We start from the raw sequence: 25714 nt of genomic DNA, 5'->3' as shown, positions 1-25714 counted from the left end.
AGGTTTAAAAAAAATTCTATTTAATGTATATTACCCACCTTTCTAAAGGTAAAAATCATGCAAGACAATAACAGATTAAATTATATAAAAGAGGTAGTAAAAAACATGCCTGCAGACTGGTTGAATTTAACAACACATCGACTAGATATCTATAATGAAGCATTAGCTAAAGATCAATTTCTAGAAGGTTTTGAACTTCTGTTTAGTAATAATGATGCGCAACTATCTGCACTACGTGAACTACCAACGGCATATGACTATATTAGATTAGGGCATCCATTGTCTTGTGTTTTAGAATGGACTATTGCCAAACTACACAAACTAAATTCAGAAAATATAATTAGTTTTTCGTCTAAGACAACTCCAATTATGGCCGTTCTGCGAACAAACTTATTAGCTAATAAAAACACGCAAATTGTATATACTGATAAATTGCCTAGTTGTTTCGATGCCGATATACTAAAAACCGTATATGGATATCAATTTGATCTTAAAAAAATAGAAAATACTGATGAAATTCCAGCTTTTAATGGAAGTACAATTTTTGTTTCTCAACAGGATGATCTCACACAATTTGATATACATTCTAATATTGATTTTTTTGTAAATATTCATCATAACTTAGGTAGTGTTATTTTAATAAACAAAGACACTAATAAAGAATATATATCAGAAATTCAGCATGTAAGAAGAAGAGAAACTATCGCGATGACACCTGCGAACACTTTAGCTTTTCTAAAAGGTCTAACCCAACAATCTTCTTCTAATGATTTAGATAGTAATATTGACGAAAACAAAACTATTGTTTTGGATACTATAAAAGAAATTACTGGAACTAAGGCAAAAGGTCTTGTTGGATCTAGCGGGCTATCTATGCAATATGCCATTGTAATGGGATTGGTGGATCACGCATTAGAACATCATAAAGGAAAAGCTATAAAAATTGTAGTTCCTCCAAACTGTTATGGAGGAACCAATGATCAAGCTAGACGTGTTGCTGCTTGTAGTGATATGATCGAAATAGTTGATTTACCTGTAGATGGTGGTCAGGATATGGTGCAAAGTATTGAGGTAGTTCTAAATAAAATAGCAGAACAAGATGCTGTTCCATATATAATTGCAGAAATCCCAACAAACCCAAGAGTTGAAGTTCCAGATCTTCCTCAATTAGAAGCAGTTCTTAGTAAAGAACGTAAAACTACCGATGGTCAAACTGCTATTGATCCAGTATTTATTTTAGATCAAACATTTTGCCCTAATGTTCATTTCTTAGGAGAAAATGAAATACTGTCCTCGGTTAGAGCTATTGCCTATGTTAGTGGATCAAAATTTCCTAGTGGTGGTAAATGTACTGCAGGATATTGTGTAGCTAATAACAAATCCGCAAGCTTATTAGAAAAGATAGACTTACATTTACTACTTTGTGACAATCAAGCTACTGATCTACAAATGGAAATATTAGCAAAGCAATTACCATCTATGAATCAAAGAATTGCTGATGCCTATAAAAACACTCGTGATTTCGTTAGTTTTATCGAGAATAATTTACCAGATGCAAAAATCAATTTTGTATCTCCAGAATTAGCAAATGAAGGGTTTACTCCTTCTGTATTTTCTTTAGATCTTCCTACTAAAGGTGATACTGACGATGAAAAAGAAACTTATAAAAGAGCATTGAATCTTAAGTTAATCAATCTAATGATCAAAGAGATTCCTGATGAAAGTAAGTTTTGTGTTAGTTATGGTCAACTAAAAGGGTGTTATTGGACAATCCCTGCTACTTCTACACAAGGAACTACTAAAGAAGGTGATAAGGATTACATAGTACGAGTGGCCCTTTCTGCTAATCTAGATCTTGAGCTTCATAAAAAAGTTTTTATAGATTTTGTAAATAGTATATAATTATGAGAATACGTGTTTACTTTTTATTGGCATTCTTTTTAGTTACTTCTTGTAAAGAAGAAAAAATAATCGAACAGGTTGATTTTAAAACAAAATATATGTTTTCTTCTGAAATAGAATCTCAATTAGCTAAAGACACTGTTTCTTGGAAATATCAAATAGCGGCTTCCCAATACGCAACTAAAGGAGATTATAAAAATGCAGTGAATCAATGGGATATTGCAATGGGCATAAAACGAAAAGGGTTTACCGAAAATCAAGTAGATTCTATAAATCAAAAATATACTAAGGTTAATGCTAATGATTATATTTTAGAACAAGCGAAAAAAAATCAAGTGATCATAATAAATGAAGCTCACCATAATTCTTTCCATCGTTCATTTACAAAATCACTTCTAAAACAATTATATGATTTGGGATATAAAAACTTAGGGCTCGAAGCGTTATCATACAAGGATGATTTAGATTCTCTTAATAATATTAGAAAGTATCCAATACAAAAAACTGGTTTTTATACGAAAGATCCTCAATTTGGTAATCTCATTAGAGAAGCACTAGAGATTGGATATACTCTTTTCCCGTACGAGACGAAAAATGAAGAAGCCAACGGAAAACCCAGAGAAATTGATCAGGCGAAAAATATCCAAAAAGCTATGGAAGCGAAACCAAATGAAAAATTTCTAATTCATTGTGGATATGATCACGCATTAGAAGGAAATTATGACTATTGGGAAAAAGCAATGGCAGGAAGATTAACAGAATATACTGGAATAGATCCATTGACAATAAATCAAGTTAAATATAGTCAACAAAGTACATCTGAATATAACTTTCCTCTTCTAAACGCTTTGGACATTAAAGAATCCTCTGTTGTTATTGATAAAAAAGGAAAACCATTAAAACATCAAAAAGGTGATGCTTGGTCAGATGTTGCTATTTTCCATCCTACATCAACTTATATTAACAATAAACCGGACTGGTTGTTTAAAAATGGGAATCAGAATGTTACTATCAATTTAGAAAAAATTCAAATTGAATTTCCTATTATGGTTCTAGCCTTTAATGAAGGAGAAAATATAAATACGGCAGTACCTATAGATATTACAGAAGTAAAATCATCTAAGGAAAACTGTAATCTAGGTTTAAAAAAAGGAACATATACTATTGTCATTACTAATGGAAATAAGTCATTAAAATTTAAACAACGTGTGAATTAAATATCATCTTCATAGCATACTGATGATAGAATTATTTATTAGACAATCTTTATATTCAGAAAAACACAAAGCAAATGGATACATCTATTCTAGAGTTTTTAAATAAAGCTGGAAAGTTTTCTGATGAAGAATCATCATTGCTACAAAATGAGGTTATATATAAAGAGCTAAAAAAAGACGCCTATTTACTGCGTAAAGAGGAGGTTTGTTCTTCTTTGTATTTTGTTATTTCTGGAAGTTTTTATCAGTATTTTATGGATACCAATTTAGATAAAAACATAATTGATTTAAGGATACAAAATGATTGGGTTATCGATCACAAAAGCTTTACTGGTCGGAAACCTTCGGAATTTGAAATTCAGGCGTACGAAAATAGTGCTGTATATGAACTAACCATAGATGCAATACATAAATTAATAGCAATATCTCCAACATTTTTTCAAATTGGTAAAGTTTTAGAAGAATCAACTGCTAGAATTTCTTTTTTCGACAATAATAATACTCCTGATGAGAAATACGCATATATCCTTAAAAACAAACCTCTTCTGCTTCAAAAATTTCCTCAAAAAGTAATTGCATCTTTTCTAAAAATAACACCCGAAACTTTAAGCCGAGTACGAAAACGAATCACCTAATTTCTTGATTACGATCAAGTGATCTTTCTTAATAAACCATAGATATTTGATAGTATCATTTAAAATCAAATACATGGAAAATTATAGTTATAAAAGTACTGGTATTGCTCTTATTACAGGAGCGATTCTAATTGTCTTCACGATGATCCTTCATCCTGCAGGTGGAAATATTGAACACATTATAAAAATTTCTAAATCGATCCGTATTACTCATTCATTGGCTATTCTCAGTTTACCAATAGTACTATTTGGATTTTATGGTTTAACAATTTCGCTTTTAGACAAATGGAAACTATCCATTCTTGCATTTATAATCATTTCTTTTGGTCTGATTGCTGCGATGTTTGCTGCCCTTGTTAATGGACTCACCCTACCTCTTTATCTAAATCAATATGATACTAAAACAGAAGAGAACTTAGAAGTTTTACAACCAATTATAAACTATGGTTTTGCTCTAAATATTCCATTGGATTATATTTTTATAGTAGCTTGTTGTATATCCATTCTAGTATATTCAATTATTATTTTAGTAGAAAGTAAGTATCCAAAATGGATTGGATATTTAGGAGTTTTTATTACAATTTTTGCTATTGTAGGAGGGTTAACAGATTTTGTGTTTACCAGTTTAACTGGTTTTAGAATGTTTACTTTTAGTATAGCTGCTTGGATATTATCAAGTGGGTTGCTTTTATTTAAAACAAAATCAAGATAGATGAAAATACTAATATTTGGCGCATCAGGCTCTGGAACAACCACCTTAGCTAAGGAAATTGAAAAACGCGCTAATTTTATTCATTTAGATGTTGATGATTACTATTGGAAAAAAACAGAACCACCATTCCAGAAAAAAGTACCACGAAACGAACGGAATAAAAAACTAAAGTTAGATTTCAAAAAGTATGAAAATGTTGTTGTAAGTGGTTCATTGGTAAGTTGGGGAAAAGAATGGCAAACATCATTTGACTTTGCAGTATTTATTCGCCTTGATAATAAAGAAAGGATGGATCGTCTTTATAAAAGAGAAAAAGAACGATACGGAGAAAAGATTCTAAAAGACATAGAAATTCAACAAAATTCAAAAGCTTTCTTAAATTGGGCGAATCAATATGAAAACCCGAATTTTGAAGGGAGATCATTAAGAATTCATAATAAGTGGATCAAATTATTGCAGTGTAGAGTTTTGAGAATAGAAGGAGAAATAACTTTAAATAAAAAAATTGAAAAAGTAATATTTGAAATTAAACACAAACTAAACTATTAACATCTATTTTATATGCATACCAGTTTATCTTTGTTTTATTAAAATATCTTAATAATATGGCTTCCCTATTTCACTTACTATTCGAATTAATTCGCATACCTATTTTATCTTTTGTCTATGGTTTTATTATATGGTTCATTGTTAGCAAATCACTAAAGTTTAAAAGGATGAAAAAAAGATTCTTAATTCCTTTGATTTGCATAACTCTATTCATTTGGCGATTCTCATACTGGAGAAATAATGGTATGGGTGACTACGGTAGAGTTCCTATAACATCTAATTATCAATTAGAAATGATTGATTTTGCAAATGCTTCTTTAGATAAAAATGGAGTTACAAAAGCTAATTCTATAGATGAACTTTATAAAGAAGGTAATATCATTTATATAAAGGGGTGGGAACAATATGAGATTTTCTATCTAGAAAATGAGCTCCTAAAACAAAATCTAACAGAATCAGAATTTATAAAAGAAGGAGGTAATTTAAATAAATTAATGTCACCAAGTGAATTTCATAATCAAGAATGGGGATTATTGACCTTACTATTTCTATAATGAATGAATTAAACCCAAAATGTTTTAATCTAGTAATTGGAGAATCACAATCATCTTTACAAAGATTCTCTAAATCGAACTGCAGTAGTATTCGTTATTTTTTTAAAGGCAGTATTAAATGAAGATATACTATTAAAACCACTTTCATAAGCAATAGCAGATATTTTGAAATTATGATATTCTGGTAAGCTCAATAATCTTTTTGCTTCCTCTACCCGATACCTAGCAATAAATTGAGAATAGTTTTCATTTCTATTTTGATTAATTACTTGCGACAATTGTTTAGAAGTTATTCCAATCCGCTTACTCAATTTGGTTAGTGTTAATTCGGGATCCAGAAATACTTTTTCTTGTTCTATTAAACTCATTAACTTTTTCAAATATTCTATCCCTTTTTCATTGTCTAGTGAAGAATTAATATATTTTTCATTCTCCATTTTAAACAAAAAAGGATTCTTTAATGCCGTAATTGATAAAATCAAAATTATCAAAGAAAATAAAAAAGCTGTACTTAAATATGGCACCACATCCACAAAAACACTTATCTGCATTAGTGACATCATTATCGTTAATATCGTAAGAAACAATAACCAATTATAAATTTTATTCGATTTATCATTTCTCTCTTTTCTATTAACCACTATCCAATATAACGTATACAATCCATATACTAATATGTGAAATAACAGTGCTAAAAATATAATTCTGGAAGAAATAGAATCATTATTCGGGATTACCCAGCAAAATGTTACGAATAAAAACAAAGGGATGTAGTGAATAAAAATTGATCTTTTATTATCTATTTTATTCGGTTCAACTAGTTGCTTGGCATAAAAAAATAAAGAAGGTCCAATACCTAATAACATGCCTAAGAACACATTGCGAACTATCGGATCTATTTGAAAATAATTATAAAACAGTGATTTACCAATTCTAAGACTAAAAGCCAATAAATAAATCGCTAAGAACACATTTGCCTTAGATCGTTGTTCTCTAGTTATTATCAAAAAAACTCCAAAAAATAGTGCAATTATAAAACCTACACTACCTAATAATAATTCTATGTGTTTATAAACTTCTGGATTCATAGTTCAACAAAGAACGTAATTTTAAGTCTTTGTTTTTACTAACGAGTTATATAAATAACTATTTTTTTTGTAATAAAAATATGATTTTAGCAACCTAAAATATGATCAGTACATTCCTCGGTAATTGCCATTCTAGACCATATTACTACTGATTTTTGTTGCGTTCCGCCTTGGATCTTTTGTTTTTCATTACGATCCATCTCCTTATAAGTTTTCTTAAGATTATCTAATGCTTCCATTACTTTTGTTTTAATAATTAACACGTTTAAAATAAACATATCTATTAAAATAACATATTACAAAACAAATAGTTAACTAATTTTTAACCAAACGATATGTTTATGAAAGCTTCTTTTAAAAATCAAATTAAAATATTTAAAAAATATACCACAATAATAGTGACATCAAAACCCCAGTAACAGCTATTAATGTAGTCATCACAGTCCAAGAACGAAAGGTTTGTTTCTCTGTCATACCAAGGTATTGACCAACCAACCAAAATCCACTATCATTAACATGAGATAAAATAGTTGCCCCAGAAGCAATAGAAATAACAAAAAGAGCTATCTGAGAATTACTAAAATCACCGGCAAGAATAATAGGTGATGTAATTCCTGCGGCTGCAATCATGGCGGTTGTAGCTGATCCTTGTAAAACTCGTATCAAGGCTGCCACAATAAAAGCAAACAGTAATGGATGAATATATGAACTCTGTAATGATGACGCTAATAACTCACCTGCTTTAGTATCTACCAATATCTGTTTAAAAGCTCCACCAGCACCAGTTAATAGAATAATTGCTCCTGCTGGTTTAAAAGATTTCATAGAAATTTTCAATAAATCATCTCTAGTGACACCTCTTTTGATTCCTAAAAAATACCAAGCTACCAGATTAGCAATGATTAACGCAGTAAATGGATGGCCAAATAAAGTAATCAAATTTACCATCGATTTTGATAATACATCTTCTCCGAACCAATCACCTAGTAAAACCGTTTTTAAAACAATCAGCATAATGGGTAATGCTATAATCAATATAATACCTATAGGATTAGGTGTGTTATTTATTGCAACACCTGCGTCATTTGTTTCAGGAATAGTAATATTTATTCTAGTAGCTAAGTATTTTGCTAATATAGGTCCGCTTATAATAGCTGCAGGAATACCTGTTAAAAAACCGAAAACAATTACCCAACCAAGGTTAGCTCCTAATATATCAGCGACAGCAACTGGACCAGGTGTTGGTGGAATAAAACTGTGAGTGATTGCTAAACCAGCCAATAATGGAATCGCATATAACAATAAAGATTTTTTAGTTTTTCTAGCGATTGCATAAACAATGGGAACCAAAATAATAAAAGCTACATCAAAAAAAACAGGTATTGCAATGATAAAACCGGTAATCATCAATGCCCAAGATGCATTTTTTTCACCAGCTAATTTTAAGATATAATTAGCCAATCCTTGTGCACCTCCAGAATTCTCAAGTAAACCACCAAACAACGCTCCGAGTCCAACCACGGTAGCCACAAAACCTAGTGTACCTCCCATTCCATTTTTTATGCTATTTAGAATATCATCTGCAGGTAAGCCTGCTACAATTCCAACTAATATACAAACGATTAACAAGGCTATAAAAGCCTGCATTCGTAACTTTAAAATCATAAAAAGTAGTGCAATGATGCCTACTCCTACTGCAATTAGTAATTGATAATCCATAAATTAGCTTTTCCAGTTTGTATGAAAATATTGGTCAATTGGTTGATCCACTCTTTGATATGTATGAGCACCAAAATAATCTCGTTGCGCTTGTATAATATTAGCAGAAGATTGTGCAGATGTGTATGCGAAAAAATAATTTGCAGCTGCAGATAATACTGGTAGTGAAAAACCTGATTTTAATCCAGTTGCTACAGTTTCTGAAAGTGAGTGTATCGTAGATTTCATAATAGAAACAATTTCTGGAAACAGTAATAAAGGCATCTCATTATTTTCTACAAATAATACAGCCATTTGTTCCATTAGGTTGCTTCTAATAATACAGCCATTGGTCCATATACCAGCTATTTCAGACAGATTGAGCTCCCACTGATATGCTGTTGATGCTTCTTTTAGTAATTCAAACCCTATGTGATGATTGATAATACTAGCGGCCTTAAAAGCTTTTTCCATATTTTCAATAAAAACAATATCATTGGCAGGGCAATCTGAAGTTTTAAATTGATATATCTCAGATGCTTTTACCCGTTCGGATTTAATTCCAGAAACATTACGAGCCATTACAGATTCAGAAATCGTAGGTAGAGAAACTCCTAATTCCAAGGCGGCATTTGTAGACCATCCACCAGTTCCTTTCTGCCCTGCTTTATCTAATATTTTATCAATAAGAAAATCCTCACCATCTGTTTTAAGAAGAAGATCCGAAGTAATCTCTAACAGATAACTTTTTAGTCCTTTTTTAATCCAATCGGCAAAAATAGTAGATATTTCAGCTGGAGTTTTATGCGCATAAAATCTTAGCATATGATATGCTTCTGCTAATAATTGCATCTCTGCATATTCAATCCCATTATGAACCATTTTTACAAAATGGCCGGATCCTTCTGGCCCAATATAAGCACAACAGCTATTATCGTTTTTATCTTTTGCTGCTATTGCTTCTAAATATTTACCAGATCTATTGTATGCTATTTTAGATCCTCCCGGCATTATTGATGGACCCTTTAATGCGCCTTCTTCTCCACCAGATATTCCGGTTCCTAAAAAATGAATTCCTTTTTCTTCTAGTCTTTTACTTCTTTCTAATGTTACTTTATAGTGAGAATTACCTCCATCTATAATACAATCTTCTTCGGACAAATAGCGTAATAATTCATCGATAACTAGGTCCACTGGCTTTCCTGCATTAACCATAAGCATTATTGTGCGCGGTTGTTCTAAAGAATCTACAAACTCTTTTAAATCATCAAAACCTACTAATGTTTGGTATTTAGACTCCTCCGCTACAAAGTTTTTAGCAACATCAACTTCAATATGATCAACATGTCTATTATATACAGAAAGTTTAAAGTTTTTGGACAATAAGTTTTTAGCTAAACTCTTACCCATGACTCCTAAACCAATTAACCCTAATTGTGATTTATCTGTATTTAATGTAGTTCTAATTTCGCTCATAATTTGATCAACACTCTTATCTATATTAATAGAAATACCATCCTCCGGTTGTTCTAAAGCTTCAAATTGAGAGACTAGCATTTCCTTTTTAAAAAAATGCTCTTTTCTAGCTTCTAAACGATTTGAAATCAAATCAAAACTCCCATCCAAAAAAATCCACTTCACATACTTAGAATCGATAGATTGAAGGGTTTTTCTATAAGCTTTCTTTAAAGCTGAACAAGCCAGTACTGCACCTTTGTTTGTATTCCAAACTACAATTTCACTCGCTAATTTCTTCAGCCAAGGTTCTCTATCAGAATCATCTAAAGGAAAGCCCGTTGACATTTTTTTAATATTCTCTTCTGGATGAAAATCATCTGCATCAAAAAAAGGAATATTTAATTCTTTAGCTAATGCTTTTCCTACTGTAGTTTTTCCACTTCCGGAAACTCCATATACAATGTATATTACACTTTTAGACACCTTAACAATAGTAAATTATTATTCTAAAATAAATTCTAATTCATTTTCTTCGTCTAAAGCATGTTTAGCGATCCATAGCTTAAAATTACCAGGTTCAGTAATCCATTTCTTGTCAGGTCCATAAAAAGCTAAATCATTTGTCGAAAAAGTAAATTCTACTTCTTTAGATTCCCCTGAATTTAATATAATTTTCTCAAATCGTAGCAACTCCTTTACAGGTCTAGTTAAACTCCCGACCATATCTCTAAAATATAATTGTACTGTTTCTTTAGCCTTTACATTTCCAGTATTAGTCACTAGAACTTTAGCAGTAATAGTTTCTCCTATCTTTGGATTCATAGATGATATCGAAAAATTGGAATACTTAAAACTACTGTAACCAAGTCCATAACCAAAAGGATATTCTGGTAAAAATCCTGCATCTAAATAGTGAGATGTATTCCCAAGAGAACTCTGCCAAGCACCAATTGGAATTGAATCCATATGAACAAACTCTTCTGGTATTACAGGTCTACCCGTATTTTTATGATTGTAATGAATAGGGATTTGCCCTACCTCTTTTGGCCAGGTTACTGGTAACTTTGCTGATGGAGAAACTAAACCAGTAATAATATTTTTTAAAGCTGGACCTCCCATAGTTCCAGGATGCCATGCCATAAGAACTGCATCTACCTTATCTTTAATATTTCCTAACGTAATAGGTCTTCCTGCCATTAGAACTAAAACAATTGGTTTTCCTGTTTTGTGTAATTCTGCAATTAGTTCTTCTTGCGCTCCAGGAAGTTTGATATCAGCTCTACTATGTGCTTCTCCAGAAAGAATTGCCTCTTCTCCAGCAAAAAACAAGATGATGTCAGAAGATTTTGCTGTCTTTATTGCATTACCAAAGTCATTCTCGGATTTATCTCTGCTGTATGATAACCCTTTACTATATTGCACCATATACTTATCATCATTTTTAAATGACTGTAAAGGAGTAATTGTATGCTCTTTTTCTCCATCAAAAGTCCAAGTTCCTAATTGTTCGTGAGGTGCATCTGCTAAAGGACCAATTATAGCTATTTTCCTTTTAGCATCTAATGGTAAAATATTATTCTTATTTTTTAATAAAATAATACTTTCTTCAGCAGTTTTTTGTGCTGCTGCTAAATGTTTTTTATCATACAATATTGTATCATCAGGATCAAAATAGGGGTTATCAAATAATCCCAATCTAAATTTAATTCGAAGAATATTTCTTACCACCTGATCTAATTCTTTTTCAGAAAACTTATCCTCTTGTATTAATTCTTTTAAATGATCGTGATAAGAAGTACTGGTCATTTCCATGTCCAACATTGCGTTGATAGATTTCTCTGCAGCTTCCTTTTGATCCTTGGCATATCCATGATTTACCATTTCTATTATAGAATTCCAATCACTTACTACGAAACCATCAAATCCCCATTCTTCTCTTAAAATGTCTTTTAGTATATATGAATTTGCCGATGCTGGAATCCCATTAAGATCATTAAAACTTGTCATAAAAGTTGCGGAACCTGCATCTACTGCAGTTTTAAAAGGTTTTAAATATACATTATGCAACAAATTATCATTGATGTTTGCTGTGTTATAATCCCTACCTCCTTCTGCAGCTCCATATCCAATAAAATGTTTGGCACAAGCAGCTAAACTTGTTGGTGATGCTAAATCTTCTCCTTGAAAGCCTTTTACATATGCTTCTGCCATTCTACTTGTAAGATAAGGGTCCTCACCTGCTGATTCTGCTATTCTTCCCCAACGAGGATCCCTAGAAATATCTATCATCGGAGCAAAAGTCCATCTTATTCCATAAGTACTTGCCTCTATTGCTGCTATTCGCGAACCTTCTTGTACTAATGAAGGATTAAATGAAGCCGCCTGCCCTAGCGGAATAGGGAAAATTGTTTTGAAACCATGGATTACATCTCGTGCAAAAATTAATGGAATCTTACTAGGGCTTTCTTCTACGGCTATTCTCTGAAGTTCTTTAGCATCCTCTTTATTCATTATGTTAAGAAAAGATCCTATTTGTCCTTTTCTAACTGCATCTTTAAGATCTTTTGGTAGTTCTTTTACTCTACTAGACTTACCGCGTTGCGCCGTTTGTCCTATTTTTTCTTCTAATGACATTGTAGACAAGATACTATCTATTTTAAGCTCTACGGGATCTTTAGGATAATTGCTAGATGAAGTTTCTGAAATCTTAGAATCACAGGATAGCATCATTATGAATATGCCAAAAATCAAAAAACGATATGTATAAACTTTTAAATGTAAAAATGTCATAAAATAAATTTTATTAGAAAGAAAAATTCTAAACTTTTCAATACGAAAAATGTTAAGATTTGAAGGACGAATTTAGAGATACTTCAGGATAAGAAAAAAGCAAAACAAAGCTATTGAGGCGTTGTTAAGAAAGTTTATAGAAGTATTTTATTCAATAAAACACCCTGAAATAAGATAATTTAATAAAATAATACAGAAATAATTAAATATTTAATGGTTTATAACTTTTTGATAATAATATCGGTTTAACATTATAGTAATACCGAGTTAAAATATTCAGACACAGATAACAATATGCTCATAATCGCTTAATTATTATTTAACTAGATAGTAGTTTATTTGTAGGAATAAGTCATTTTTATGAAGAAACGTACTGTAGATATCGTAGTTATATCTGATGTTCACCTAGGAACCTTTGGATGTCACGCAAAAGAATTACTAAATTATCTCAATAGTATTAAACCTAAGGTACTTATTCTTAATGGTGATATTGTAGATATTTGGCAATTTAGAAAAAGGTATTTTCCGAAACCACATCTTAAAATCATTAAAAAAATTATCACTCTAGCTTCTAAAGGGACCGAAGTTATATATATCACTGGAAACCACGATGAAATGCTTAGAAAATTCAGTGATACTACCATGGGTAACTTCAAATTAGTTGATAAGTTAGTTTTGGATTTAGATGGAAAAAAAGCTTGGTTTTTTCACGGAGATATTTTTGATGCCTCCATTCAGAACGCAAAATGGTTAGCTAAATTAGGTGGATGGGGCTATGATATGCTCATTTTATTAAATCAATTTATTAATTGGTTTCTCTTACGAATGGGGAAGGAAAAATTTTCACTTTCTAAAAAAATTAAAAATAGCGTTAAAAAAGCAGTCAAATACATAAATGATTTTGAAGAAGTAGCTGCAGAACTTGCTATCAAGAATGCATATACGTACGTCGTTTGTGGGCATATCCATCAACCACAAATAAAAACATATAAAGATAAGAATGGATCCTGTATGTATTTAAATTCTGGAGATTGGATAGAAAACCTGACATCACTAGAATATCATAATAAAGAATGGAAACTTGTTCATTACCAACAACAGCAACTTGAAGCCTATGCTGAAGAACTAAATGAAGATATTGAAAACGTTCCTCTTGATCTTGAAGGACTACAACCTTCATTTTTCTTGAATTCATTTCTTGAAAAAAAGATCTGATTAGTTTTTTAAAAAATCTCACACAATTTCTTAATTATATAACTAAACTTAAAACCAATGAAAACTCTTAAGACCATGTTGCTTTGTGCAGTACTAATTCTTTTTACATCTTGTCAGTATTTGGATGACTTTTCTGGAGGTCCAATATCTGTTCCACCTCAACTTGTTTTAGAAGAAAACATCCAATATGAGCTGCCTTTTGAAGTATTAACTACCACCCAAGAGAATGTAGAAATTAGAAATGGTGGTTACGGTTCTGCGGCAACTGCTCATCCTCGAAGAAAAGGAGAATTTTATGCAATAACTGATAGAGGTCCAAATACTGACTTTATGGATGGGAAAAAATTTCCAGTCGCAGATTACACCCCAAGAATCGGCTTGTTCTCTGTTACTTCGGAAGGTGATATTATTCTAAAAAAAGAAATCATATTAAAAGATCCAAATGGTAATCCTATTTCAGGAATTCCGAATCCTGAAGGAAAAGGAGCTACAGGAGAGATACCTTATGATATTGATGGTAACCAATTACCATTTGATGATTTCGGACTAGATGCAGAAGGTTTGGTAGCATTATATGATGGAAGTTTTTGGGTTTCTGATGAATATGGTCCTCATATCGTACACTATTCTGCTGAAGGTGTAGAACTTGAACGTATATCTCCTTATGGTATTAATGATGACAATGGAGGTAGAAAAATTCCTGCTATATTTTCGAAACGAAGACCAAATCGAGGAATGGAGGGATTAGGAATCACACCAAATCAAAGGAATTTGGTAGGTATCATGCAATCTACTATGTATAATCCAGAAACAATTAGAACGGATCTTACTAGAATTTTAATGTTTGACTTACGAACAGCTAAAACAAAACAATTCCTTTATAGACAAGAAAACTCAAACCTATCAAATTCAGAAATCGTTGGTTTATCTGATACAGAATTTCTTGTTATAGAAAGAGATGGTAATTTTTCTGGAGAAGGTACTGTACAAAAACATATCTATAAAATAGATATTTCTAACGCCACAGATGTTAGTTCCACTAATGACGAAGATGAATTTGGCTTACTACTTAATGGAAAAACTCTGGAAGAATCTACCTGGGTGGAGTTAGAAAACGCTGGAATTGTTCCTGTTACTAAGACCTTAATAGCAGATCTTGTCGAAAAAACAGGATATCCACACGATAAATTAGAAGGTATCTGGGTTATTGATGATCATACTTTAGGGTGTATCAATGATGATGATTTTGCGGTTACCGATGAAGATGATAATGGTATTATTGAACAAAAAATACTTCCTGGATCAGAACCAAAAATAGATGCAAGTTCTTTATATATGATCAAGTTAAATACTTCTTTAAACGATTAAAATAAGACCAACTATTCATATTTAATTAAGTTATTTTTTACTTAATTAAAACCAATAAAGCGGAGTTAAAATTTAATATTTTAACTCCGCTTTTATGATATCGAATAATTTGATATTAAAAATCATGACTCAACTAAGATCTAGAATCTCTAATTGATCCTTTTTGCCGGCATTTTTCTTCCTCCTTGATTTAGAGTCAAACTATCTATTAACCCTTTATTATTAGCATTAAATGTAATTTCTGCAGGTACTACTTTTAAGAAAAACAATGTCTCAGTCTCTGCAAAAAGTTCAAACTTAGGTTGCCCTGTAGCCTCTGCATATATTGAATTTCCTTCTAAAGTAATGTCTATGATGAAGTTTGGTTGTAACTCGAATTTACCCACATATTGTTTCAAAATATCTGCTGATACCGTAATAGACTTTCTTTCTGCAGGAGGAGCTTTATCAATTCCTTTTCCTGTAAAACTTTCATCAGCAGTTTTAAATACTGTTTGTCTTTTTCCATCATCAGTCATCGAAAAATTATAAGATATAGTTCCATCATCAAAAATAAACGAACCATCTTTCATTTGGTATATTTCAAACTCTCTAGAATTCTCTCCTTCTCTTAGACTAAATAGCTTACCATCTTTAAGCATAATATGTCTTATAACATTATCTTCAAACTCATAAGCTCCTACCCATTTTTTTGCTTCTTTAATTGATAATGCAACTGCATCTTTTTTATCAGGAATTGGTTTACCTATGGCAGTAGCTGCTACTTTCATAGTGATTTCACGTACATTCTTACAGTTACAATTGGTTAATCCAATTACATATACATTTTCATTTTCTAAAAAGATTCCATTTGTTGTATATCCAAAAATTCCACCACTATGTGCATATCCTTTGGATTCTTGTATGGTAATCTTACTCCAACCGTAACCATAATCAATTTCTTCGCCATTGTTTAGCTTAGATCCGTTTATTGCTTTTTCTAAACTTGATCTTTTTATAAAAGTATTGGCACTTATCGCATTTTGCCATTTTAATAGATCATCTACCGTAGACATTAATGATCCTGCAGCATAAGGTAATGTAAGACTTAGGTAATCTGCATTAAGGAATGCATCCTCATTTTGTTTATACCCAGAAGCTCTATTTTTAATCAGTTCGCTAGTACTGCCATAATAAGAAGAATTCATTCCTATCTTTTCGAAGATGTTCTTTTCTATATAATTTTCGTACGTATCTTTTGTTACTACTTCAATAATATATCCTAATAGTATATAACCAGAATTATTGTATCTAAACTCTTCTCCCGGATCAAAATCCATAGGCTCATTTTTAAATACATCTATTAATTCTGTTGGTGTCATATCGGTACGTGCAGATTTCATAAAACTCTGCATGCCCGTATAACTTTTAATACCAGATGTATGATTTAAAAGATTATGAATGGTAATCTTCTTTCCATTAATCGGATAATCGGGAATATACTTAGTGATTTCGTCATCAATTTTAAGTTTTCCTTGTTCTTCTAACATTAGGATCGCAACTGCCGTAAATTGTTTAGTTATCGAACCTATTTCGAATACATTTTCTGGTTTCAGAGGTACTTCTAGTTCTAAATTAGCTTTACCAAAGGCTTTTCGATAAATTGGTTTTCCATTCTTTGCTACTAAAATTGAGATACCTGGTTCATCTACAGAATACATAGAAGAAACAATAGCATCAATTTCTTTCTCTAAATTTTGAGCCTGTGTACTAAAGAACAATCCTGTACAAAAGAAAACTAAAAGTAACGTTTTAATTGTTTGTGATAATTTCATGTGATTATTATTTTGATTGATATTGTGGTTGCTTAATAAAACAATTATTATCTATTTGACGATCAATTTTAGAATAAGTTACTAAAAGATTAAAATTATTATAATCGTATAGAATATATGGGAATAAACTTTTTTTAATTAAATTAAAAATCATAAAAAAAAGCTTTTGTTATAATACAAAAGCTTTTTTCTAGAAACCTCTATTAGGTTTTAATACTTTAAAAATATTATTCTTCTTCTCCTATAAAACCTGGAGCTGCTGGTACATTTTCATCTATTTCTACTTCTTCTACTTCCTGAATAGAATCTCTCAATGCTTTGAATTTTTCTAATTGTTCCTCTTCACCTGTAAAATAAGGGAATACATCCATAATTGGTGATTCGGCAATTGCAGGTATTGTATAGTCTCCTGTCGTACCTTTCATCACGGTATTAGTATTGTCAAAAGCTTCTTTTACATCATTAGCCTGAATTAAAAGATACATGTTTGTTTTCCTTTCTTTACCGCTTTCTTCGTCATAAGCTATCAAAGATACTTTTGATTTAAACCAACGATCAGAATTTTCAAAAGGGTGTATCTCAGCAAAATTTGCAACTTTTATATTAGTAATAATAAATTCTTCACTAACATATGCTGCCATTTCTTCATTAATTCTAGTTTCTGCTTCTGTATAAGATACTGCATCCACTAAATAAGGTTCTGTAGTTACTTTCTGTACTCCAGAATCATTTATTTTTCTATATTTTACTTTACATTCGTACCAAGTAGCGCTCATATATTTACTTTTTTAGGATGCCAAATATAAATCTTAAAAAAAGTTCTCAATACGAATTTTGTTATTAGATATTCACAATTTCACAACACATTGATTATACGTTATTTATATTCTGTTTTCGATATTAAAGCTGCATTTAATATACTAACAGGATGTAATGCAATACGTTTTGTTCCATCTTTAATCTGATGTCTACAACTAGTTCCAACAGCAGCAATAATAGTTGTTTCTGGAGCTTTTCTTATCGCAGGAAATAATGTTTGTTCCCCAATTTGCATACTCACATCATAATGCTCTTTTTCATACCCAAAAGATCCTGCCATACCACAACATCCTGAAGGAATAATGGTCACTTTGTAGTTCTTGGGTAGATTAAGGTATACAAACGTTGTATGAATAGTAGACAATGCTTTCTGATGACAATGCCCGTGAAGTTTTATTACTTTTTCTTCCCTTGTAAATTGCTCAGAAGTAATGTTACCTAATTCAATCTCTGATTTTAAAAACTCATCAATTAAAAAAGTGTTTTGCGAAAGTGTTTTTGCTACTTCTTTATCATCAGCTAACCTATGATATTCATCTCTAAACGTTAATATCGCCGAAGGCTCTAATCCAATTAATGGAATATCACTAGATATTAATTCTCTAAGAGTATTTATATTATAATTCGCAAGTTTTTTAGCCTGCTTTAATAGTCCTTTAGAAATAAACGTTCGACCACTTTCCTTGTGATTTGTGATTTTTACTTCATAACCTAATCCTGTTAACAACTCTAATGCATCGATTCCAATATCAGTATCTAAATGATTTGTAAACTCATCTACAAAAAAGTAAATACTTTTAATTGGATTTTTAGGTTGTTTTAGTTTTAAATGGTTTTGACACCATTTTCTTAAAGATTGTTTACTTAGTAATGGCAATTCTCTTTCTTTAGCAATACCAAGAGTGGATTTTAAAATCCCAGAAGTAAATGTGTTTTCAAAAAAGAAATTTGTTAAACCGGGTGCTATTCTTCCTAGATTATTAAATGTATTATTGTTTGCAAATAATTTAGTTCTAAGAGAAGTTCCGTTTTCTTTTTGATATTGATATTCGAACTCTGCTTTTAAGGCAGCTACATCTACATTAGAAGGGCATTCACTAGAACAACCTTTACAACTAATACATAAATCAAATACTTCTTTTAATTCTTTCTTGTTAAATTTATTAGATTCTGTATTATTCGTTAATACTTCTCGTAGCGTATTAGCTCTACCTCTGGTGGTATCCTTTTCATTTTTAGTAGCCCTATAACTAGGACACATAGTTCCTCCTGACTCTACTGATTTTCTGCAATCTCCACTCCCATTACATTTTTCTGCAGCACGTAAAATTCCTAAAGAATCTGTAAAATCTAATAATGTTTCTATTTCAGGTTCTTTTCTATCAATCTCGTACCTTAACTGTTCATCCATGGCATAGGCATCTACTATCTTACCTGGATTAAAAATACCTTTAGGATCAAATACAGTTTTTATTCGTTTTAACACATTATAATTCGCTTCTCCAATCATAAAAGGAATATACTCCGCTCGAACAATTCCATCACCATGCTCTCCACTCATGGATCCATTATACTTTTTTACCAAACTAGCTACATCATCAGTAATTTCTTTAAAAAGCACAACATCTGTTTTCTTTTTAAGATCCAAGATTGGTCTTAAATGCAATTCCCCAGCGCCGGCATGTGCGTAATAAACTGCATCTTGATCATGTCTTTTCATTAAATCAGAAAACTCTTTGATATAGTTTGCTAAATCAGATAAAGCTACTGCCGTATCCTCTATACAGGCAACTGCTTTTTTATCACCTATAATATTACCTAATAGCCCCAACCCTGCTTTTCTAAGTTCTAAAGCTTGATTAATTTGATTTCCTAATAAAATAGGATTTGCATAAGTCAATCCTGAATTCTCTAATGTAGACAACAGTGTTATTTTTTGTTTTTCAAGACTTTCTAAATCATTAGCTCTTAATTCTAACATTAAAATCGCTTGAGGATCATCTTCTATAAAAAAGCGATTCTTAAGTTGTTCTACATTGTTTTTTGTACAATCTAAGATTGTCTTATCCATCATTTCACAAGTAAATAATGTATGTTTCATTACCGGTTCTACAGCATTTAAACAGTCTTCGATAGAATGAAAGTGAGAAGCTATCATCAATGACTCCTGAGGAGGTAGTTTATCCAGTTGCAATGTAATTTGGGTTGTAAAAGCTAAGGTTCCCTCACTACCAGATAATAAATTACACATATTAAAATCCTCCTTGTAATCTGAGAAAACATTGGATTTAATTAATTCATCAATTGCATATCCAGTATTACGCCTATGTATCTCAGGTTTAGGAAAATTATTATGTATGTTTTCTTGTGCATCCTGAGAAATTAACTCATTAAAAACAGTATCATATATCTTACCTTCTAATGTATTTTGATTCCTCTTATGTTCAAAACCTTCTTTAGAAATATTGGAAAACGTTACTTCGCTACCATCAGATAAAACTGTTTGTAATTTGATTACTTTATCTCTAGTAACACCATATTGTATAGAAGTAGTACCGCTACTATTATTACCAACCATACCGCCTATCATGCAACGATTAGAGGTAGAAGTATTTGGCCCAAAAAACACTCCATAAGGTTTTAGAAAACGGTTTAAATCATCTCTAATAACTCCAGGCTGAACGGTAACTGTTTTTTTAGCTTCATCGATAGCTATTATTTTAGTAAAGTATTTAGACACATCTACTACAATGCCATCTCCAACACATTGACCTGCTAAAGAAGTCCCAGCCGTTCTTGGTATTAAACCGCAGCTATTATCGTTCGCAAAATTTATAATTTTCTTTAGGTCCAATATATTTTTAGGAAAAGCTACCGCCGTAGGAATTCTGCGATATACAGATGCATCAGTAGCATATAAGGATTTGGTAAGAAAATCGAAGTTTAATTCTCCATCTAACTGTTCACTTAAAGTAATGAGATCAGCTTCTTTTATCATATTTGTTTTCCTTTTACTAATGAATCCAAAGTAATCTGTCGCTTAAAATTGGTATCAAAACAAATAAAGCTATCCGTACCAGCAACTCCATCTATTTGATGAACTTGTTCGTATAGAATATTGCGTAAATGATGATTATCGTATGCAAATATCAGGATAAAAAGTGCATAATTACCAGATACATAATTACATTCTAATATTTCTGGTATTTTAGCCAAATCATCAACTACTGACCTAGCATATCTAGCTTCTTTAAGCCTTATTCCAACATAAGATTTGGTTTTGTATCCTATTTGCTTTTCATCAATAACAAACTCGGCTTTATTAATTACCTGGTTCTCCTTTAACTTTCTAATTCTTTGATGTACTAATGAATTAGAAATCTTTAATTCTTCAGCTATTTGCGAAAAAGGTTTTCTAGCATCTTCGCGGATCTGCAATAATATTTGCTGATCTATATAATCAAAATGATTCATAATGAATGAAATTTTGAGTGATCTAAGCTATAAATAAGAAATCTTATTTTAAAGCAAAATCAATTTGACATAAAAAAAAACAATAATTAATTAAATCAATTACCTAAAGTAATAAAATTAGTCAAATGTAGTACTTTTGAAATAAAAATAAACAGATAAAATGAATTCTACACTTTTTTTTGAAGAGCTATGGAAACAATATGCTCATAAAACCCCATCTGCAAATAAGGTTAAATCTCTATTGGCGGGAGAGAATGAAACAATTTTCAATGATCATATCGCAATTAGAACTTTTGATGACCCAAGAACTAATATTAGTGTAATTGCTAAACCATTTTTAGCAATGGGTTATAAAGAAATAAATGAATATCATTTTGAAGCTAAAAAGCTGTATGCTAAACATTACGAACATGCTGATAATCCTGATGCTCCAAAAATTTTCATAAGTCAATTGCTAAGCCATCATTTTACTGAACAGCTTCAGAAAACTGTAAAAGAATTATTGGATAACGTCGAGAGTACAATTTTTGACCAAGATGATTTAATATTAAAAGGTAGGGTTTGGGAGACACCATCCTATGAAACCTATAAAAACTTACAACAAGAATCTGAATATGCTGCTTGGATGTACGTTAATGGTTTTTGCTCCAATCACTTTACAGTAGACGTTAATAAACTGAACAACTTTAAAAACTTAACTAGTCTTAATAGTTTTCTAAAGAAAAACGGATTTGTGCTAAATTCTTCTGGTGGAGAGATCAAAGGAACTCCTTCTCAATTTCTTGAACAATCAAGTATTTTAGCAGATAAAATCGAAATAGAATTTATTGAGGGGATCAAAGAGGTTACTTCTTGTTATTATGAATTCGCATTTAGACACAAACAAGAGAATGGTCAACTTTTTACAGGATTTATTGCAAATTCGGCAGATAAAATTTTCGAAAGTACAGATATGAAATTACAAGGAGCTTAGACAGGTATTAAAGGAATTCATATGTTGTATTTAAATTAGAAATTAACAAAATCTTAAGCAATTCAATCATATTAAAAAAAAGTATCTAACGTTATATTGGGATAACAATAAAAAAACAATATCACAATGACGAAGCGTATTTTTATCATTACCTCTTTATTATTTGCTTCAATTTTTACAGCGCAAGCGCAAGAAATTTCAGAACATGCTATAGGTTTAAGACTTAGTGAAAGTAATGGTTTCTGGGCGGAAGCTACATATCAAGCAAGATTAAGCCCTGAAACTAGAGCAGAATTAAATTTAGGGGTGCAAGGAAGAAATAGTTTTAATGCTGTTAAATTAACTGGTATCTATCAATGGGTATTTAATATTGATGGAGGACTAAACTGGTATGTTGGGCCTGGTATCGGTGGTGGTCTTGTGGATTATGACAATGATCTTGATAATAGAGATGACTTAGGGACTTTTGGTTTTGTAACGGGAGATGTTGGTATTGAATTCAATTTCGACTTTCCTCTACTAATTTCCTTAGATTTTCGACCCGAAATTTACTTTGATGATTACACAAATGATGATATTATATTTAATCTTGGTCTAAGTGCAAGATATAAGTTTTAGTACATCTTACATATCATAATAAAAATCCCTCGGCACTATTGTCGAGGGATTTTTATTTTTTTTCGATTATATGTTAACCTTTTCATTCGATTACATACAAAAGGTAAATATTAAAAAAACCTTATAATCATGAAAAAATTATTTTTTGTTCTCATCTTAATTGTAACTAGTATTAATCTTCAGGCACAAGATATTCCTAAAAGTGTTATAGGTATTAGATTATCACAAGGAGTTGTTGGTGATGAAGGATTTGGTCCAGAAATCACATACCAACGTCAAATGTTTGGAGAACATAATAGAATTGACGTTAATCTTAGTTGGAAAACAAATTCATTCATTAACACCTATCGTGGAGGAGCATACTTTCACTGGAGTTATAACATTTGGGATAACCTAAATTGGTTTGCCGGTCCAGGAATAGGTGCGGGTTATATTGACTTTAAAACTAGCATTTTTGGTTTCGGAATAACCAATGATCGAGATAGTGAATTCTTTCCTTATGTTGGAGCTGATTTTGGAGTAGATTATCGTTTTGATTTTCCGCTGCAGGTAGCATTTAGTATTCGCCCAACCTATGATATTCATAGTATAGAAAATACTGGAGGATTTAGTGATGTGGATAACTTCGGAGTCAATATCGGAATCGCTGCAAGATATATCTTTTAAACCCCTCGAGAATCAATTGATTTGATTTTTGTTTAGTTGTAAGGCGCTATTATTTTGATAATAGCGCTTTATTTTGTTTCTCTAAACTGCGGCGAGTGCGCTCTCATATAATTCTATATACAAAGGAACTATATTAGCAATATCAAATTTCAATGCTTGGTTAAATGCTCCTTCCTTAAACTTACTTAATGTTTTGTCATCTCTTAAAATACGAATTGCATTATTAGACATTTCCTGAACATCCCCTACATTACTTAAATATCCAGAAACACCATCTAAATTAACCTCTGGAATACCTCCTGAATTACTTGATACTACGGGAACTTTATTTACCATAGCTTCTAAAGCCGCTAAACCGAAACTTTCTCTCTCGGAAGGAAGTAAAAACAAATCAGAGAAACATAATATTTTATCAATTTCATTACTATTACCAAGGAAAATCACATGATCCTTTATCCCTAATTCTTTACATTTCTTTTCAGCCGCTTTTCGCTCAGGACCATCACCTACCATTAATAACTTAGCGGGAAGTTCTTTTTGAATATTATAGAATATGTCTACAATATCCATAATTCTTTTTACTGGTCTAAAATTACTAATATGAGTAACTATACGCTCTTCTGGTTTAGCCATCAACTCTCTCTGACAATCTGTAAAATCAGTTTTACGTACACTAGCTTCAATAAAATTAGGAACTACCTCAATAGTTTTTTTTATATCAAATAATCTTAATGTATCATCTTTTAAACTTTCGGAAACTGAAGTAACAATATCACTATTATTAATACTAAAGGTAACAGCCGGTTTATAAAAAGGATGATTTCCTACCAATGTAATATCAGTACCATGTAATGTTGTTACCATTGGAATATGTATTCCTTCTTCTGCTAATATTTGTTTGGCCATATATCCCGCATATGCGTGCGGTATGGCATAATGTACATGTAGTAATTCTATATCATATTTCTTTACCGTATTTACCAACTTACTAGATAAAGCTAATTCATAAGGTTGATAATGAAATAAAGGATATTCTGGAACAGTAACTTCATGGAAATGAATATTGGGACTTAATAACCCAAGTCTTACTGGTTGTTTATACGTTACGAAATGTACCTGATGGTTTAATTTAGCAAGAGCAATTCCTAATTCTGTAGCCACTACCCCACTACCTCCAAAGGTTGGATAACAAACAATAGCAATATTCATAAATACAATTTTCTTTTGGTAGCACAATGTACAAGAAAAATAGTATTGCTACTTGTTAAAGGATTTGTAAAAAAGTTATTTGATTTTAATTAGCTCTATTTCTTCAATGCCAACCTTTTTTACATAAAACAATTTACCATCTATAAAACTAGGGTCCAACACTTTTAATTTTCCATTTTTCGGATCATAAGCGCAAACAGTATATGCCTCGTAATTTCCTTTGACATTTTTTATCAATTTAGGACCATTTCCACATCTAGGTCTAGGAGTATTATATTTAGTCCCCACCGGTTTAATATATTCCATTTTTAGTGTTCCTGTATACACATCTCTAAAAATATTAATCTTTGTAGATACATTAGTATTTTCTAATTCAGCATTAATAAGATACGTTTTAAATTTGTTATAAGAATCCTTTTCTATGATCCATTTTCCAAACAACTCTTCTGTATTAGGAATCTGATTTTGGGCGGAGATTGATACAACGGAAATTAACAGAAATAGTAAGGTGATTTTGATTGGCATATCTTTATCTTGTTTATTCAATCTTATCAAATTGTATGCCTAACTAAAGAAATAAAAAAAGCAGATCATAAGCCGGATTCTGTAATCCATCAAAGATGGAATCCTTATCATTTATCTAGCCTTGATATTACTATCAAGATCAAACCGCCTACCCTCCAACATTGGGCGCGCAACCCTTAAGCGTTGGTATACATGGCGTTGCACCGTATAGAGTTTACCTGGTTTCACTACAGCCTTACCTGTACATACTTTCTGCTGCACTTGTCCTCATCTCACGACGGACGGGCGTTACCCGCTATACTGCACTATGGTGTCCGGACTTTCCTCTCTTTTGATAAATCAAAACAGCGATAAGGTGATCTGCTTGCGTGCAAAAATAAAATAAATAGAAAGCCTGTATAAGTAATTCGTGTTTTTTTTGAACTGTTAA

General features: G+C 31.3%; 22 protein-coding genes and 1 other RNA gene. 11 read left to right on the top strand and 12 right to left on the bottom strand.

The window, feature by feature from the left end:
• Positions 1-57: 57 nt before the first annotated feature.
• The 6 genes from NMK29_RS07675 (at position 58) to NMK29_RS07650 (ending at position 5569) form a co-directional block, all read left to right on the top strand.
• On the top strand, positions 58-1902 hold the full coding sequence (locus tag NMK29_RS07675) for a PLP-dependent transferase (RefSeq protein ID WP_108804440.1): 1845 nt from the start codon (positions 58-60) through the stop codon (positions 1900-1902).
• A 2-nt stretch (positions 1903-1904) separates the two neighbouring features.
• Positions 1905-3119 (top strand): hypothetical protein, encoded by a 1215-nt coding sequence (locus NMK29_RS07670; RefSeq protein ID WP_108804441.1) that lies wholly within the window; start codon positions 1905-1907, stop codon positions 3117-3119.
• 74 nt (positions 3120-3193) lie between these two features.
• Positions 3194-3754: a Crp/Fnr family transcriptional regulator gene (locus tag NMK29_RS07665; protein ID WP_108804442.1), complete on the top strand. Its 561-nt coding sequence runs from the start codon at positions 3194-3196 to the stop codon at positions 3752-3754.
• Between the two features lie 73 nt (positions 3755-3827).
• A complete protein-coding gene (locus NMK29_RS07660; protein ID WP_108804443.1) occupies positions 3828-4466 on the top strand; it encodes a hypothetical protein in 639 nt (212 codons plus the stop codon).
• Complete coding sequence (locus NMK29_RS07655) at positions 4467-5015, top strand: AAA family ATPase (protein WP_108804444.1); 549 nt, start codon at positions 4467-4469, stop codon at positions 5013-5015.
• A 167-nt stretch (positions 5016-5182) separates the two neighbouring features.
• Positions 5183-5569 carry a hypothetical protein gene (locus NMK29_RS07650; RefSeq protein WP_159092293.1) on the top strand — a complete coding sequence of 129 codons (387 nt, stop codon included), beginning with the start codon at positions 5183-5185 and terminating at the stop codon, positions 5567-5569.
• 56 nt (positions 5570-5625) lie between these two features.
• On the opposite strand, the gene NMK29_RS07645 is transcribed toward NMK29_RS07650, so the two are convergent.
• From NMK29_RS07645 to bglX, 5 genes are all read right to left on the bottom strand, one after another.
• The gene (locus NMK29_RS07645) at positions 5626-6657 is read right to left on the bottom strand and encodes an AraC family transcriptional regulator (protein WP_108804446.1); all 1032 of its coding nucleotides are present in this window, start codon (positions 6655-6657) and stop codon (positions 5626-5628) included.
• Positions 6658-6743: 86 nt separating this feature from the next.
• Positions 6744-6896, bottom strand: a complete 153-nt coding sequence (locus tag NMK29_RS07640) for a hypothetical protein (protein ID WP_155839587.1) — start codon at positions 6894-6896, stop codon at positions 6744-6746.
• 136 nt (positions 6897-7032) lie between these two features.
• Positions 7033-8376, bottom strand: a complete 1344-nt coding sequence (locus tag NMK29_RS07635; protein WP_108804448.1) for a GntP family permease — start codon at positions 8374-8376, stop codon at positions 7033-7035.
• 3 nt (positions 8377-8379) lie between these two features.
• The gene (gndA, locus tag NMK29_RS07630) at positions 8380-10296 is read right to left on the bottom strand and encodes an NADP-dependent phosphogluconate dehydrogenase (protein WP_108804449.1); all 1917 of its coding nucleotides are present in this window, start codon (positions 10294-10296) and stop codon (positions 8380-8382) included.
• An 18-nt stretch (positions 10297-10314) separates the two neighbouring features.
• Positions 10315-12603: a beta-glucosidase BglX gene (gene bglX / locus NMK29_RS07625; RefSeq protein WP_108804450.1), complete on the bottom strand. Its 2289-nt coding sequence runs from the start codon at positions 12601-12603 to the stop codon at positions 10315-10317.
• 360 nt (positions 12604-12963) lie between these two features.
• Here bglX and NMK29_RS07620 point away from each other — a divergent pair, with 360 nt between their 5' ends.
• Positions 12964-13818 carry a UDP-2,3-diacylglucosamine diphosphatase gene (locus NMK29_RS07620; RefSeq protein WP_108804451.1) on the top strand — a complete coding sequence of 285 codons (855 nt, stop codon included), beginning with the start codon at positions 12964-12966 and terminating at the stop codon, positions 13816-13818.
• A 57-nt stretch (positions 13819-13875) separates the two neighbouring features.
• A complete protein-coding gene (locus NMK29_RS07615) occupies positions 13876-15186 on the top strand; it encodes an esterase-like activity of phytase family protein (RefSeq protein WP_199915056.1) in 1311 nt (436 codons plus the stop codon).
• Between the two features lie 149 nt (positions 15187-15335).
• Here NMK29_RS07615 and NMK29_RS07610 read toward each other — a convergent pair whose 3' ends face one another.
• The 4 genes from NMK29_RS07610 to NMK29_RS07595 all read right to left on the bottom strand — a co-directional run bounded on the left by NMK29_RS07610 (position 15336) and on the right by NMK29_RS07595 (position 21293).
• Complete coding sequence (locus NMK29_RS07610; protein WP_108804453.1) at positions 15336-17000, bottom strand: serine hydrolase; 1665 nt, start codon at positions 16998-17000, stop codon at positions 15336-15338.
• Between the two features lie 227 nt (positions 17001-17227).
• Entirely contained in the window at positions 17228-17776 is a 549-nt protein-coding gene (locus tag NMK29_RS07605; protein ID WP_108804454.1) for a DUF4494 domain-containing protein, read from the bottom strand.
• Between the two features lie 101 nt (positions 17777-17877).
• Positions 17878-20817 (bottom strand): FAD-binding and (Fe-S)-binding domain-containing protein, encoded by a 2940-nt coding sequence (locus tag NMK29_RS07600; RefSeq protein ID WP_108804455.1) that lies wholly within the window; start codon positions 20815-20817, stop codon positions 17878-17880.
• Complete coding sequence (locus NMK29_RS07595; protein ID WP_035084045.1) at positions 20814-21293, bottom strand: Lrp/AsnC family transcriptional regulator; 480 nt, start codon at positions 21291-21293, stop codon at positions 20814-20816. Before NMK29_RS07595 ends, NMK29_RS07600 begins: the two co-directional genes overlap by 4 nt.
• 160 nt (positions 21294-21453) lie before the next feature.
• Here NMK29_RS07595 and NMK29_RS07590 point away from each other — a divergent pair, with 160 nt between their 5' ends.
• From NMK29_RS07590 to NMK29_RS07580, 3 genes are all read left to right on the top strand, one after another.
• Positions 21454-22266, top strand: a complete 813-nt coding sequence (locus NMK29_RS07590; RefSeq protein ID WP_108804456.1) for a DUF1338 domain-containing protein — start codon at positions 21454-21456, stop codon at positions 22264-22266.
• Positions 22267-22392: 126 nt separating this feature from the next.
• Positions 22393-22884: a hypothetical protein gene (locus NMK29_RS07585; protein WP_108804457.1), complete on the top strand. Its 492-nt coding sequence runs from the start codon at positions 22393-22395 to the stop codon at positions 22882-22884.
• Positions 22885-23013: 129 nt separating this feature from the next.
• Positions 23014-23550: a hypothetical protein gene (locus NMK29_RS07580; RefSeq protein WP_108804458.1), complete on the top strand. Its 537-nt coding sequence runs from the start codon at positions 23014-23016 to the stop codon at positions 23548-23550.
• 81 nt (positions 23551-23631) lie between these two features.
• On the opposite strand, the gene bshA is transcribed toward NMK29_RS07580, so the two are convergent.
• The 3 genes from bshA to rnpB all read right to left on the bottom strand — a co-directional run bounded on the left by bshA (position 23632) and on the right by rnpB (position 25651).
• Positions 23632-24759, bottom strand: a complete 1128-nt coding sequence (gene bshA, locus NMK29_RS07575) for an N-acetyl-alpha-D-glucosaminyl L-malate synthase BshA (RefSeq protein WP_108804459.1) — start codon at positions 24757-24759, stop codon at positions 23632-23634.
• Between the two features lie 75 nt (positions 24760-24834).
• Entirely contained in the window at positions 24835-25305 is a 471-nt protein-coding gene (locus NMK29_RS07570) for a hypothetical protein (protein ID WP_108804460.1), read from the bottom strand.
• 32 nt (positions 25306-25337) lie between these two features.
• Positions 25338-25651: RNase P RNA component class A (gene rnpB / locus NMK29_RS07565), an RNA gene on the bottom strand.
• Positions 25652-25714: the final 63 nt, after the last annotated feature.

It is taken from the genome of Aquimarina sp. Aq107, assembly GCF_943733665.1.
GTDB lineage: Bacteria > Bacteroidota > Bacteroidia > Flavobacteriales > Flavobacteriaceae > Aquimarina.
The sequence above is the reverse complement of the archived record's forward strand: the minus strand, read 5'-3'. Positions and strand labels throughout refer to the sequence as shown.